The sequence below is a fragment of the Marinobacter sp. RI1 genome, from assembly GCF_041155085.1.
Taxonomy (GTDB): Bacteria; Pseudomonadota; Gammaproteobacteria; order Pseudomonadales; family Oleiphilaceae; genus Marinobacter; species Marinobacter nauticus.
This window is the reverse complement of record NZ_AP031605.1, coordinates 3,460,304-3,473,303: the sequence shown is the minus strand read 5'-3', so window position 1 is coordinate 3,473,303 and position 13,000 is coordinate 3,460,304. Positions and strand designations below refer to the sequence as shown.

The following is a 13,000-nucleotide window of genomic DNA, read 5'->3' as shown; positions in this document are numbered from 1 at the left end:
CCTCCGAATCAGGCGGGGCGACGCAGGAAGTGCCGGCTGTAGCGGCCGGCCAGGTTACTGACCTCCAGCAGCACCAGCATGTCGGCACAGCGGAATTCAGGATCCCAGCAAGGCTCGCCACAGACCCTTGCGCCCAGGCGCATGTACGCCTTGATCAGGGGCGGTATGTCCACAGAGCGTTCTGATTCCGGATGGGCAAGATGTGGCAGTTGGCGCTTTGGCGTTACCCGGCAATGCGGCTCAGACAGATGCTGTTGTTGCAGAAGCCGGGCCACATGCCAGGCTTTTGCCCCGCCGTCGGCCATGCTGATACTGGCGCAGCCGATCAGATGGGTAACGTTGCGCTGCACCAGGTACTCCGCCACCGCTGACCACAGCAGCGTGATGGTGCCGCCATTGCGGTAGTCCGGGTGCACGCAGGTGCGGCCGAGTTCAGCCAGTGTTCCGGGCAGGGCTTCCAGAGCCGCGAGATCAAACTCGCCTCGGGAGTAGAAGCCGCCAACTGAAGCCGTATCGTCCTGGTGAAGTATGCGGGTGGTGGCCACCAGTTCACCGGTGTCTGCGTCAGTGACGATCAGGTGATCGCATGCCGCATCGTAGGCATCGGCATCAATACCCGGGATTGTGGCGCCGAGATCGCTGCCATACTCCTCGGAGAATACCCGGTAACGCAGGCGCTGCGCCGCTTCTATGAGCTCCGGGTCACGGGTCAGTTCGGTACTCAGGTTACGGCCCCGGCGGGGTTGAAGGCTCGCGGTGGTTGCAGTCATGGCTTGGCCTCTGTGTTTCTGTTTCAGGTCAAGGCTATGAAGCCGGTATGACAGCGCGGTGACGCCAGGGTGACGTCTCTGTGACAGTGCGAGACCCTTTTCAGGAAAACGGATATGTGTCACAGGCTGTAACCCTTTGGCGGTTCCATGTATATTTCTGAATAGCATGTATAATTGCTGTAACTGAACGTTGCCTGTATCGTCGGGTGTACAACCCTGAAACCGGAATAAAATAATCAGAGATGGATGGCGTGGAACAAACAAACGAGAGTTGGCGAATCCTGATCGTAGAGGACGATGAGCGGCTTGCGGATCTGACCCGCGAGTACCTTGAGAACAATGGCCTGACAGTGTCGTTGGAAACCCACGGGGGAGCCGCTGTTGAGCGGATCCGCAACGAGCAGCCTGATCTTGTGGTTCTGGATCTGATGCTGCCTGGCGAAGATGGTCTGTCCATCTGCCGGCGGGTACGGCCGTTCTTCAATGGCCCTATTATTATGCTCACCGCCCGGACAGACGACCTGGACCAGGTCCTGGGCCTGGAAATGGGCGCGGATGACTACATTGGCAAACCGGTCCAACCGCGCGTTCTGCTCGCCCGCATCCGTGCCATGCTGCGCCGGGTAGAAACCTCGCCCGTTAGCGGGCAGGAGACGTCCGGGGAGGAGCCGGTGCGTTTGCAGTTCAACGACCTCGTGGTCGATCGTTCCATGCGTGAAGCCTGGTTAAGTGACGAGAGTATTGACCTCACCAGTGCTGAGTTCGACCTGCTCTGGCTGCTGGCCAGTAATGCCGGGCGGGTGCTGAGCAGGGAAGAGATTTTCACCGCACTCCGGGGCATCGAGTACGATGGGCAGGATCGTTCCATTGACGTTCGCGTGTCCAGGATCCGCCCGAAAATCGGTGATGATCCCATCCACCCGCGCCGTATCAAAACCGTTCGCAGCAAGGGCTACCTGTTCGTCAAGGAAGCCTGATCGCGCCTGAGGCGTTGCCGCCCCGAAGGTGGCAACGCCGGTTACCAGGGTTGGCCCGATGTCCCTGAAATTTTTCCTGAAAGCCTACGCTCGTATTGCGGCCATTGCGGCGGCGGTCGTGCTGGTGTGCGTCCTGCTGTTTAACGGCATCAACTCCGTTCGCGAACAATACTGGCATGAGCAGGCCATGACACCGGTTATGCGTTGGCTGGCGGCGGCCCCGGATCCGCTCAGTCAGTATCACTGGATGGCCCCGATGTTTGGTCTGCACAGTGGCGTTGCGGCCGACTTCGGGCTTTCCCGGGTTGCGCTTGAGCGCCTGGGCTATGGCCAGGTCGTGGCGCAGTCAACCGATAGCGGGTATGGCTATTATGTCCTTGGTCTCGGGGGCGAGGTACTCGGCATACACCTAGAGCAACCCTACCGGGATCTGGCCCGGGCAATCTCGTTGATGGTGCGTTGGCATCTGGATACCAGCCCTGCGGCTCAGCGTGCGGATGTGGCGCAGCAATTGGCAGAGTCTCTGAATCTCGATATCCGTCTGGTTCAGAAGGCCGAGGATCTGCCGGATCAGCAGGCACTTGAGCGGCTTGGCGACACCGGGCTGGCGATTTTTGAACACGGTGATAACCGTGCCAGGGCGCTGGTTCGTTTGTCGGAAGGCGCATTGGTTGTGGTGACATTGCCTCCCCCCTTCAATCCCTGGGGTTGGCCGATTATCTTGCTGCTGACCGCTGTTGTCGGTGGCGTGCTGGCAGTGGCCCTGTTTCTTGCGTTGCGTTTTGTAGAGAGTCATCTGCGCAAGGTTGAGTCGGTAGCGATTCGTATTGCCCGGGGTGAGATGGGAGCCCGGGTGGAATCCGAGCAGGGCACGCTCGTGTCCCGGCTGGGGACTTCGTTCAATGGAATGGCGGAACATATCCAGCGCCTGGTGCAGGTGCAGCGGGAAATGATTCACGCGGTTTCCCACGAACTGAGAACGCCGGTGGCCCGTATCCGGTTCGGCGTCCAGATGATTGAATCCGGTAGTACCCAGGAAGTGCTTGAAAAGCAGCTCGAGGGCATTGATGGCGACATCCAGGAGCTCGACGAACTGATTGACGAGATCCTGACCTATGCCCGGCTGGAGCAGGGCGGGCCGGTGTTCAGTCTCCGGGAGGGATCGGTCACGGATATAGTCAGGCAGGTTGTCTCCGAACAGCGGCTTATCCGGGAGGGAGTCGACATTGAGTGTCAGATTGACGAAGCTTCGGAGCGCTGGGCACAGGCCGATATGGAGCCTCGTTACATTCACCGGGCGGTTCAGAACCTGGTCGGCAATGCCGCGCGCTATGCCGCAGGCCGTGTGCAGGTGAGTTGCCATCTGGATGAAGATAATTGCCGGATTGATGTGGAAGACGATGGCCCGGGCATTCCGGAACAGGATTGGGAAAAAGTGTTCACCGCCTTTGCCCGGCTAGATGACAGTCGTACCCGTACCTCAGGCGGCTACGGGTTGGGCCTGTCCATTGTTCGCAGGATTCTGTACTGGCACGGCGGGCAGGCGTTTGTGGGCCGCAGTGATGTTTTGGGTGGAGCCCGGTTCAGCCTGGTCTGGCCGCGCCTGAAGCCCGCAGACCCGGATTTGTGAACCAGTGCTCGGTGCCTCACCTGATGTAACAAAGCTCTACACAACCACAACTGAACCCTCTGCAGCCCTGGGTAATACTTCAAAGCGTAAGGGATGACTTTTGAGGTTGTAGTTCTTACGAACTTTCCTTGTTTCATTCGTCATTTGAGGGCCGGTTTTTCCGGCCCTTTTTTTATTTCCGCGCCGCGTCACACCGCTCGATCTCCGTCCTGTTAGAATCTCCTGAAAACAACAGGAGGTTTTGATGTCCCGATATCTGCTTGCCATAGACCAGGGTACCACCAGTTCCCGCGCCATCGTGTTTGATGACAAAGGCGCTCAGGTAGCCGTTGCCCAGCAGGAGTTTCACCAGTACTTCCCCAAAGATGGTTGGGTTGAGCACGATGCTATGGAAATATGGGACAGTACGCTGGCGGTCTGTCGTTCAGCCCTGAACAACGGCAAAATTAAGGCATCTGACCTCGCAGGCATCGGCATTACCAACCAGCGGGAAACCACTGTGATCTGGGACAGGGCGACGGGGCAGCCGATTCATCACGCCATTGTCTGGCAGGATCGCCGTACCGCGTCCTGGTGTACCAAGTTGCGCCAGGATGGCCATGAATCCCTGGTGGTTGACCGCACCGGATTATTGATTGATCCCTACTTCTCTGCCACCAAGATAGCGTGGATTCTGGACAACGTTGACGGTGCCCGCCAGCGCGCGGAAGCCGGTGAGTTGGCCTTTGGCACCATTGATACCTGGTTGCTCTGGAATCTGACCGGCGGCAAGCACCATCGTACCGATGCCACCAATGCGTCCCGCACTGCACTGTTCAATATCCATACACAGCAATGGGACCCGCAGCTGCTCAAGCTGTTTCGGGTGCCTGCTGCTCTGTTGCCGGAGGTATTCGACAGTGCAGCTGAGTACGGGTTGACGGAACCCGAATGTCTGGGCGCTTCGGTGATGATTGCCGGTATTGCCGGTGATCAGCATGCCGCTTTGATCGGCCAGGCCTGTTTTGAGCCGGGAATGGCCAAGAGTACCTATGGCACAGGCTGTTTCCTGATGCTCAACACCGGCCAGCAGGCCCTGCGCTCTGAAAACCGGTTATTGACGACGGTAGCCTACCGCCTCAACGGCAAACCCTGCTATGCCATCGAGGGCAGTATTTTTGTTGCCGGCGCCGCCATGCAATGGCTCAGGGATGGGCTTCGGCTGATTTCCCATGCCCGGGAATCGGCGGAGCATGCGGCGACGGTCGGTGTGAATAATCCGGTGTATCTGGTGCCCGCGTTCACCGGCCTGGGGGCCCCGCACTGGGACCCCAACGCCCGGGGTGCGATCCTGGGGCTGACGCGGGATACCGGCATTGCCGAGATTGTCACGGCGGGTTTGCAATCGGTGTGCTATCAGACCAAAGACCTGGTGCGCGCCATTCGCAACGATGGCGCCCGACTGGAATCCCTGCGAGTCGACGGAGGCATGGCTGTGAACGACTGGGTGATGCAGTTTTTATCGGACATTCTCAATGTGCCGGTTGACCGGCCGAGCGTGACCGAAACCACGGCGCTGGGGGCCGCATATCTTGCGGGTTTGCAGACCGGGGTTTTCGATAGCCTGGAGCAGATTACGTCGCTTTGGGAATGCGAGCACCAGTTCCGGCCGGATATGGCGCCGGGGCTGCGGGAGTCACTCTATGCCGGCTGGCTGGATGCTGTTGAGCGAGTCTGTAATCACTGAGGTTCAGTGGCCGGTGCGTTCGAAGGCGATCAGGTGATCAGCCTCCACCCGGACCGGTACCTGCTCACCCAGGTTAAAGTCCAGGTGGCTCCGGAAGAGGGCCTCAAATTCAGTGTCTTCTGAACACCGGAAACGATAGAGCGTGGAGGTTCCGGCAAAGGTTTTTTCCACCACCTTTGGCTTCAGCTCTGAGTCTTCATCGAAAACAATGTCGTCCGGCCGGATCAGGACGTCCAGCAGGGTGCCTGGTTGCCATTTGTAGGCCCGGTTGCCATGGATGACGCCCAGTTCCGATTCTATGGTGTCAGGGCCCAGGGCCTTGCCGGGAATAAACCCACCTTGCCCGACAAAACTGGCCACGAACCGGTTCGCCGGCTCATGGTAGAGGTTGTAGGGTACATCCCACTGTTGAATCTGCCCGTCCCGGAGAACCGCCACCTGATCACACATGGCAAAGGCTTCCTGCTGATCATGGGTAACCAGGATGGCGCTGATGCCGAGGGTCTTGAGGATTTCCCGCACATCCAGGCTCAGCCGGCGGCGCAGATCTGTGTCCAGGTTGGAGAAAGGCTCATCCAGCAGGATCAGTGTTGGCTCTGGTGCCAGTGCCCGGGCCAGGGCCACCCGTTGTTGCTGGCCGCCGGACAGCTCGTGGGGATAGTTGTCTGCAAGGTCCTGGAGGTGCACCAGGTTCAGCAACTCCATGACCTTTTGTCGACGTTCCGCTTTGCTTAATGACTTCAGACCGAAGCCGACGTTATCGGCAATGCTCAGATGCGGAAAAAGGGCATAGTCCTGGAACACCATGCCAATCTTGCGCTTTTCCGGTTGCAGTGCCCGCCCGGGCAGGCTGATGGCCTGTGACTGCAGGCGGATTTCACCCCGGGAAATCGGCAGGAAGCCGGCCAGCGCCCGGAGAATGGTGCTCTTGCCACAGCCGCTGGGGCCCAGCAGGCAGCCAATATCACCGTGGCTGAGGGCAAAGCTGACGTCCTTGACAACGGAATCACCGCCGTAGCCACAGGACAGATTGTTTACTTCCAGCAGCCAGTCTGCGGGGGGCACCAGGGCTTCGGGCATGGATCAGTCCAGACGATTGAGAATCAGGAATTCCAGCAAGGCTTTCTGGGCATGCAGCCGGTTTTCCGCCTCATGCCAGACTGCCGAGCTTTCGTGGTCCATCATGTCTGCCGAAATCTCTTCACCCCGGTGGGCGGGCAGGCAGTGCATGAAGAGGGCGTCTTTGTCGGCCTGAGCCATCAGAGCCGGGTTGATCTGATAGCTGCGGAAGGCTTTTTCCCGGGCTTTCTGCTCGTCTTCCTGGCCCATGGAAGCCCAGACATCGGTGACCAGCAGTTGGGCGCCTCGTGCTGCCTCTTCTGGCGCGCGCACAACGGTCACCCTGTCAGCATGCTGTTCGATCAGTTGTTGATCCGGTTCGTAACCCTCTGGGCAGGCAACGTTCAGGTGGAAATCGAAACGCTCTGCAGCGTTTATGTACGAGTGGCACATATTGTTGCCGTCACCAATCCAGGCCACGGTGGCACCACGGATGCTGCCGCGAAGCTCCCGATAGGTCTGCATGTCGGCCAGCAGCTGGCAGGGGTGGAATTCGTCGGTGAGAGCGTTGATCACGGGCTTGCTGGAGGCAGTGGCAAAGCGCTCGACCGTTTCGTGGGCAAAGGTACGGATCATCACCGCGTCGACCATGCTGGAGATCACAATGGCAGAATCCTCGATCGGTTCGCCGCGGCCAAGCTGTGTATCCTTGGGCGAGAGGAACATGGCGCTACCCCCGAGCTGGGTCATGCCGGCTTCGAAGGAAACCCGGGTCCGGGTGGACGATTTTTCGAAGATCATTGCCAGCACCCGGTTTTTAAGGGTGTCCCTGGTCTGGCCTGAACGCCACTCTTTGCGTAATTTGGAAGCATGATCGAGCAGATCTTCCAGTTCCGCCGTGGTCATGTCGTTCAGTGTCAGAAAATGTCTTGCTGCCATGAAAGGCCCCTGTTTCAAGCAAACTGCCCGTTCGGAAAAGCCAACAAGTCTAGCCCGTCGCTACCCTGAAAACAACGCCGGGCGCGGTGCTGTTGTTCTGGGTCAAAACGGACGGTTTGTTGAGGCCTGAGGCACCCGTGTACAATAAGCGCAAAGGCCGTTTGGCGGCAAAGCTGACTCCCAACCAGAGGAATGAGTTCATGGACATCAATGAAACCATCAAGAGCCAACTTGAAGAGAACCCGGTTATTCTTTACATGAAGGGCACCCCGCAAGCTCCGCAGTGCGGTTTCTCGGCACGTACTGTTCAGGCTCTGATGGCGTGCGGTGAGCGCTTTGCGTTTGTGAATATTCTCGACAATCAGGAACTGCGTGAGGCCCTGAAAGTCTATTCCAGCTGGCCAACCTATCCGCAGCTCTACATCAACGGTGAGCTGGTGGGTGGTTGCGACATCGTTCTGGAAATGTCAGAAAGTGGCGAGCTGGCCAAGATGGTCAAGGATGCTGCGGGTCAGGCCGAAGCCTGATCATTCTGCTACTCGTAACGGTATTTAAGCTTTATCGTAAAACGACCTCCTATCCCACTCTCTGGAGCGGGATAGGGGCTTGCCTCTAAAGCCGCCCGGTATATTGCGGCGTCTACATCCTTTAGGTCCGTTGATTTAACGATTTTCGCGCCCGTCACCGCGCCATTTCCCATTAATCTGAGTTCTATTTCTGCTATCCATGTCTTTGATCCCTCCGAGTCTACAGGCACCCTAATCGTCTCTCGGAAGAGATATTCCGACAAATGACTTGAGAGTTTTGCGACAAAAGGGTCTCTTTCATCGGGAGTCTCAGTCTTTTGCTTTACTGGCTCCGGCGTTTCTACGGCCTCGCTTGCACGTGCAGTCAATGCAGGTGTAGCAACTGATGCAGGGGATTCGAAGGATGTTGCCCGGGTTTGGGTGCTTTCGGTTGTCCGCTTCGGGGAATCTGGCTGTGTCGCGGTGACGGTTTGCGATTCGGGCGGAGCACTGAAGGTAGATTCTGTCGAGGTTACCACCGGCTCGGCCGGCGGGATCTCGAACTCGGAGTGCCTGAGCTTTGGCGGTTCCGGGCTTGCCACGCTCTCTGGTGTCGGGACGGCCGCCGGGGTTGTCAGCGTAAAAACCAGTCGGTGAGTCAGTTCCCGGGCCTCCTTCAGAGGCGATGGAAGCCCGGCCAGTACCAGAGTGTGAGCCAGTATGGCCAGGGAAACCGCCAGCAGGAGCCGATAGGATGCCGGCATTGAGGGTGAACGAAAACCCGTGTCCGGCATCTATATCAGGCGGTTTTTGTGCGCAGGTTGCCCACGACGGCATTCAGGGCCCGGTCAATCAAGGCACCCTGTTCGAGCAGCGTCAGGCGGCCACGGCGCATCTCATGAGCCAGCTCAACACGGGTTTTCTCAATGACTTTCAGGCCCATACGGTTGACGAACACAAAGCAGTCCGCTTCATCAATAATGGCTGAGAGCTTGCAGCGGAAGCTGGTGCCGTTGACCAGGCGGAACTCCACCCAGTTGCCAATTTCGATAGTGTCGAGCTTGGCCACATATTCGGCAATCGCAGCATCTTCCAGTTCCTGTTGCCGTTCAACGGCGGTCTGGTGCACGGTCGGGGCTTCGTCTTCGGCATCCGACGGTGCATCCTGACGGGCTTCGATGGCGGCGTTGGTCCGGAAGGCCTCAGCCAGCTCATGCTTCAGGTGCCCCATCATCTGATCAAGCCGGGTGGCGTTGTAGGAGACTTCCTCAAGTCCTGCCCGCAGTGATTTCAACAGACCGGGCACAACCCGAACCCACTGGTCACGCTCTTCATCTTCTTCATGGGGGTGCAGGCACCAGATCAGGTCATCCACGACCCGTGCTGTTTCGTGCCAGCGATGTTCGGTGTCGTCCTTCAGGTAGGCCAGGAACATAACCCGGCTCCAGCCATTCATCAGAATATCGCTGACCGAGTCCGGAAGCCGGTAACGGGATACTTTTTCCCGTAACAGCCGGTCCACCTCTTCCTGGGCCTTCTGGGATTTGATGCGACCACGTTCCGATTCTCGTGTTCTCTGTTCCACCAGGGAGGCCTTACGGTTTTCTCGCTCCAGGAATTGCTCAAATTCTTCGTTCAGGGTTTCGAACAACTGAATGTTGCCATCGAATTCATTGAGGATTCGTTGCACCACGTTGTGTATCTGACCGTACAGCTTGTCTCGGGTTTTCTCATCGCTACTGCTCCAGCCAATGCCCGCGCGGGCGAGGGAGTTGAGCAGCTTGCGGGCCGGGTGGGTTGCCTTGCTGAAGAAACTCTTGTCCTTGATCACAACCTTCAGAATCGGAATCTGCAGGCGACTGATCAGCACCTGAACCGGGGCGGACAGGTTGTAGTCATCAAGGATGAACTCGAACAGCATGGAGACCAGATTGATCAGATCTTCATCCACTTCATTCAGTGCGGGCTGGCGACCATCTTGAGCGTCGGCCTTAGCCAGCAGTTGCTGAACGACCTGGCGCAGGTCGACGGTTACGGGCTCACCCGTGCTAAGGTCGTCGGTTTCCGGCCAGTTTTGCTGAAGCGGAATGGCGTTGAGCATATCGGCCAGTTCCCGGCCTCCGACCACTCTCAGAGAGGGATCGGCGCTGCGTGGGGGCATGCCGGCATTGGACCTTTGCAGAGCCAGCATCTGACGGATCTGGTCAAACAGTACGGTGTCTTCCGGGCGTTGATCGTAGCCGGCAGTCGCCTCGCTGGGGCTTTCGGCAGAGCTGTCTGCTGTTGCAGATGGCTTCTGGTTCTGGCTCTTCTTGCCGTGATAACGGAAGTTCGGGATAACGCCGGCCTGGATCAGAATGCGATTGGCTTCATCCAGGAGCATGCCCAGGTTGGAGATCACGTAACGGTCAAATTGCTTGAGCAGGATGAGCCGTTCGCGAATCTGGATATCGAGGGCCTGGATCGCTTCGGTAAAAGCGCTGCACAGGTGCTCCGGTGCCATCGGGTTGACTGGCTCCTGCTCGGTGGCGTCCGGATAGATCTCGGTAAAACGGGCCTGCAATTGCAGTAAAGGGCCTTGGAAGTGCGCCTTGGCCTTGGTGGTCATGGCGTTGAAGGCAACCTGTTCTTCCAGATCGTCATTGCCAACCAGCGAAAGAGTGTCGGCACTGGCCTGCGGGCTGGCTTCGGTTGACGGAAGCTGGCCGGCATGGGGCGGGTTGGCAAAGAACTGGGCAACCGTATTCTGAAAATGACGCTCTACGCCCTTGCGCTTGATGCGAATCTCGCGCATGGCTTCGAAGTAGCGGTTTTGTTCATTGTTGCTGCGGGCATTGTTGGCCAGTTCGAAGAGTGAATCATCGACGGCATCGAAAGCCCCCTGCAACAAATCACCCAGCCCCGCAACAACGGTGTCGCGGATGCGGGCTACCTCCGCAGGAACCGGTCGGGTGCTTGCCGCTTCCCTGTGCTCGCGGAGGTAATGTATGCCGGACTGCTTGTTCATGGCCGACTCCTGTTTACGCCTCAACCGGATACATGACCGAGCCTGATTCTTGTCTGTTCTGATTATTGGATAAATTTAGCGCATTTTGATCTGCATTAACATGAATAAACGCTAACCTGCGATCAGGTTCATAAACTCCGGCCACGCTTTTTCTTGCGTTTGGGGTGGACAATGGCGGCTTTAACCACGTTGTCCTTGATTTGCAGGACTTCAATACGATGACCGCCAACTTTCAGACACACGTTGGTGTCCGGAATATTTTCCAGAGTTTCGGTGATAAGTCCGTTCAGGGTTTTCGGGCCATCGGTTGGCAGATGCCAGCCCAGGGTCTTGTTGATCGTCCGCACGGCGGCACTGCCATCGATGATAAAGGTGCCGTTGTCCTGGGGAATGATGTCGGGCGAGGTGGCGGCATAATCGGTGGTAAATTCCCCGACGATTTCCTCAAGAATATCCTCAAGCGTAGCCAGGCCCAGTACATCGCCGTATTCATCCACCACAATGCCGAACCGGCGTTTGCCTTTCTGGAAGTTCAGTAGTTGGGTATTGAGCGCAGTGCTCTCCGGAATGAAGTAGGGTTCCTGGCACAGCTGCATGATCATCGCCTTGTTGATGTCTGCCTCCTGCAGCAGCCTGGCCGCGCTGCGAAGGTGCAGAATGCCCTGAATGTTGTTGATGTCACCCTTGAAGATAGGCAGTCGCGTGTGTTGGCTGCTTCTGAGCTGGCGCAGGATAGTGTCTGTGTCGTCTTCCAGGTCGATGCCGACGACTTCGTTTCGGGGCACCATGATGTCATTGACGGTGACATTCTCCAGATCCAGGATGCTGACCAGCATGTCTTTGTGCCGGGCCGGAATCAGTGCGCCGGCCTCGTTCACCACGGTTCTGAGTTCTTCACGGCTGAGATGATCTTCCGAGGCCTGGGCCGAGGAGACGCCCAGAACGCGAAGAATGCCGGTGGTAAACAGGTTGACCGTCCATACCAGCGGGTACAGAAGTTTCAGCAACGGCCCAAGAATATGACTGGCCGGGAAGGCAATTTTTTCAGGGAACAGGGCTGCGAGAGTTTTCGGGGTGACCTCGGCAAAAATGAGGATAACGATCGTCAGCAGTAAGGTGGCAATTGCGATACCGGCGTCGCCCCAGAGGCGAATCGCGATGACCGTGGCGATCGATGACGCAAGAATGTTCACGAAGTTGTTGCCGATCAGGATAACGCCGATCAACTGGTCGGTTCGGTTAAGCAGGCCTTGCGCTCGCTGGGCCCCTTTGTGGCCGGTGTTCGCCATGTGTTTCAGGCGGTAGCGGTTCAGGGACATCATGCCGGTTTCAGAGCTGGAGAAAAACGCAGAGAGGATGATCAGTCCGACAAGTAGAATAAACAGCGCGGTGAGCGATGTTTCGTTCAAGAGAGCAGCCCTTATATTGAGGATAAGTTGCGAAAATAGGATTTGAAGGTAACAGGTGTCAAGCGGGTTAGGTCAGTAAGGGGGTTCGGGTCTCAGACGCCCCGGTGGAAAACCAGCTCGAGAACAAACTTGCTGCCGTAGAAGGCCAGCATCAGCAGTGCGCAGCCTGCCAGTGTCCAGCGACTGGCGGTGATGCCGCGCCAGCCTTTGGTGTAGCGGCCTACCAACAGTCCGACAAAAACCAGCAGGGACAGCAGGGAAAAAATGGTTTTGTGGGCCAGATCCTGAGCAAAAAGGTCTTCAATGAACACAGCACCAGTGACAATGGCGAGTACCAGCAGCACAACGCCCGCCCAGACCATTTCAAACAACAATGACTCCATGGTTTGCAGCGGTGGCAGGTTCCTTACCAGCAAGCTGTTGTAGTTGCGCTTGAGCTGCCGGTTCTGTACGTACAGTAAAACCGCCTGTATGGCTGCCAGGGTAAACAGGCTGTATGCCGTGACTGACAGGGCAATGTGAGACAGCATGCCGTAGCTTTCTTCGGACACCAGACGAGACGGTGTGTGGGTAATCAGCGCCATGACAATGGTCAGTGCTGCAATCGGATAGGCCGCAATGAACAGGCTTTGTACGGGTTTGCTCAGATTTAGTCCCAGAAGCAGAAAGACAATGAGCCAGGAGATCAGAACGGAGCTCTTGAAGAAACTGAAGTCGAAGCCGCCGTCCAGGTGTACGGTCTGGGCAATGAGCAGGCCATGGCCGATCAGGGCAAGCACGCCAATCAGTGTCGTAACCGCCAGGTTGCTGTGGACCTTGCCACGTAAATGGAGGGCCTGAAGCGCGGTTCCAACGCTATAGAGGAAAAGTGCGGTAACCGCGAGAATCAGCGTTCCCATGACATCCTTAATCGTGTTGCCTGATGAAGTGAAATCGGCGCGGAGTTGTTCAGAGGCTCCGTAGTCTGGGTATAATGT

11 protein-coding genes are annotated in these 13,000 nt (G+C 57.4%); 4 read left to right on the top strand and 7 right to left on the bottom strand.

Annotation, left to right across the window (positions count from 1 at the left end; all coding sequences use genetic code 11):
- Positions 1-8: 8 nt before the first annotated feature.
- Complete coding sequence (locus ACAM27_RS15720) at positions 9-770, bottom strand: GNAT family N-acetyltransferase (RefSeq protein ID WP_022991028.1); 762 nt, start codon at positions 768-770, stop codon at positions 9-11.
- 242 nt (positions 771-1,012) lie between these two features.
- Here ACAM27_RS15720 and ACAM27_RS15715 point away from each other — a divergent pair, with 242 nt between their 5' ends.
- The 3 genes from ACAM27_RS15715 (at position 1,013) to glpK (ending at position 5,103) form a co-directional block, all read left to right on the top strand.
- Positions 1,013-1,747, top strand: coding sequence for a response regulator (locus ACAM27_RS15715; protein ID WP_011785784.1), 735 nt, complete (start codon positions 1,013-1,015; stop codon positions 1,745-1,747).
- 58 nt (positions 1,748-1,805) lie between these two features.
- A complete protein-coding gene (locus ACAM27_RS15710) occupies positions 1,806-3,377 on the top strand; it encodes an ATP-binding protein (protein WP_113879867.1) in 1,572 nt (523 codons plus the stop codon).
- Positions 3,378-3,621: 244 nt separating this feature from the next.
- Positions 3,622-5,103, top strand: coding sequence for a glycerol kinase GlpK (gene glpK / locus ACAM27_RS15705; RefSeq protein WP_022991030.1), 1,482 nt, complete (start codon positions 3,622-3,624; stop codon positions 5,101-5,103).
- 3 nt (positions 5,104-5,106) lie between these two features.
- Here glpK and ACAM27_RS15700 read toward each other — a convergent pair whose 3' ends face one another.
- Positions 5,107-6,183 (bottom strand): ABC transporter ATP-binding protein, encoded by a 1,077-nt coding sequence (locus ACAM27_RS15700; RefSeq protein WP_011785781.1) that lies wholly within the window; start codon positions 6,181-6,183, stop codon positions 5,107-5,109.
- Positions 6,184-6,186: 3 nt separating this feature from the next.
- Positions 6,187-7,101 (bottom strand): ornithine carbamoyltransferase, encoded by a 915-nt coding sequence (gene argF, locus ACAM27_RS15695; protein ID WP_023008850.1) that lies wholly within the window; start codon positions 7,099-7,101, stop codon positions 6,187-6,189.
- 200 nt (positions 7,102-7,301) lie between these two features.
- Here argF and grxD point away from each other — a divergent pair, with 200 nt between their 5' ends.
- Positions 7,302-7,628, top strand: a complete 327-nt coding sequence (gene grxD, locus ACAM27_RS15690) for a Grx4 family monothiol glutaredoxin (protein WP_014420735.1) — start codon at positions 7,302-7,304, stop codon at positions 7,626-7,628.
- A gap of 8 nt (positions 7,629-7,636) precedes the next feature.
- On the opposite strand, the gene ACAM27_RS15685 is transcribed toward grxD, so the two are convergent.
- From ACAM27_RS15685 to ACAM27_RS15670, 4 genes are all read right to left on the bottom strand, one after another.
- Entirely contained in the window at positions 7,637-8,371 is a 735-nt protein-coding gene (locus tag ACAM27_RS15685; RefSeq protein ID WP_369612276.1) for a hypothetical protein, read from the bottom strand.
- A 35-nt stretch (positions 8,372-8,406) separates the two neighbouring features.
- The gene (locus ACAM27_RS15680; protein WP_288036543.1) at positions 8,407-10,614 is read right to left on the bottom strand and encodes a DUF1631 domain-containing protein; all 2,208 of its coding nucleotides are present in this window, start codon (positions 10,612-10,614) and stop codon (positions 8,407-8,409) included.
- A 128-nt stretch (positions 10,615-10,742) separates the two neighbouring features.
- On the bottom strand, positions 10,743-12,023 hold the full coding sequence (locus tag ACAM27_RS15675) for an HlyC/CorC family transporter (RefSeq protein ID WP_011785776.1): 1,281 nt from the start codon (positions 12,021-12,023) through the stop codon (positions 10,743-10,745).
- 92 nt (positions 12,024-12,115) lie between these two features.
- On the bottom strand, positions 12,116-12,922 hold the full coding sequence (locus ACAM27_RS15670) for an inner membrane protein YpjD (RefSeq protein ID WP_014420738.1): 807 nt from the start codon (positions 12,920-12,922) through the stop codon (positions 12,116-12,118).
- Positions 12,923-13,000: the final 78 nt, after the last annotated feature.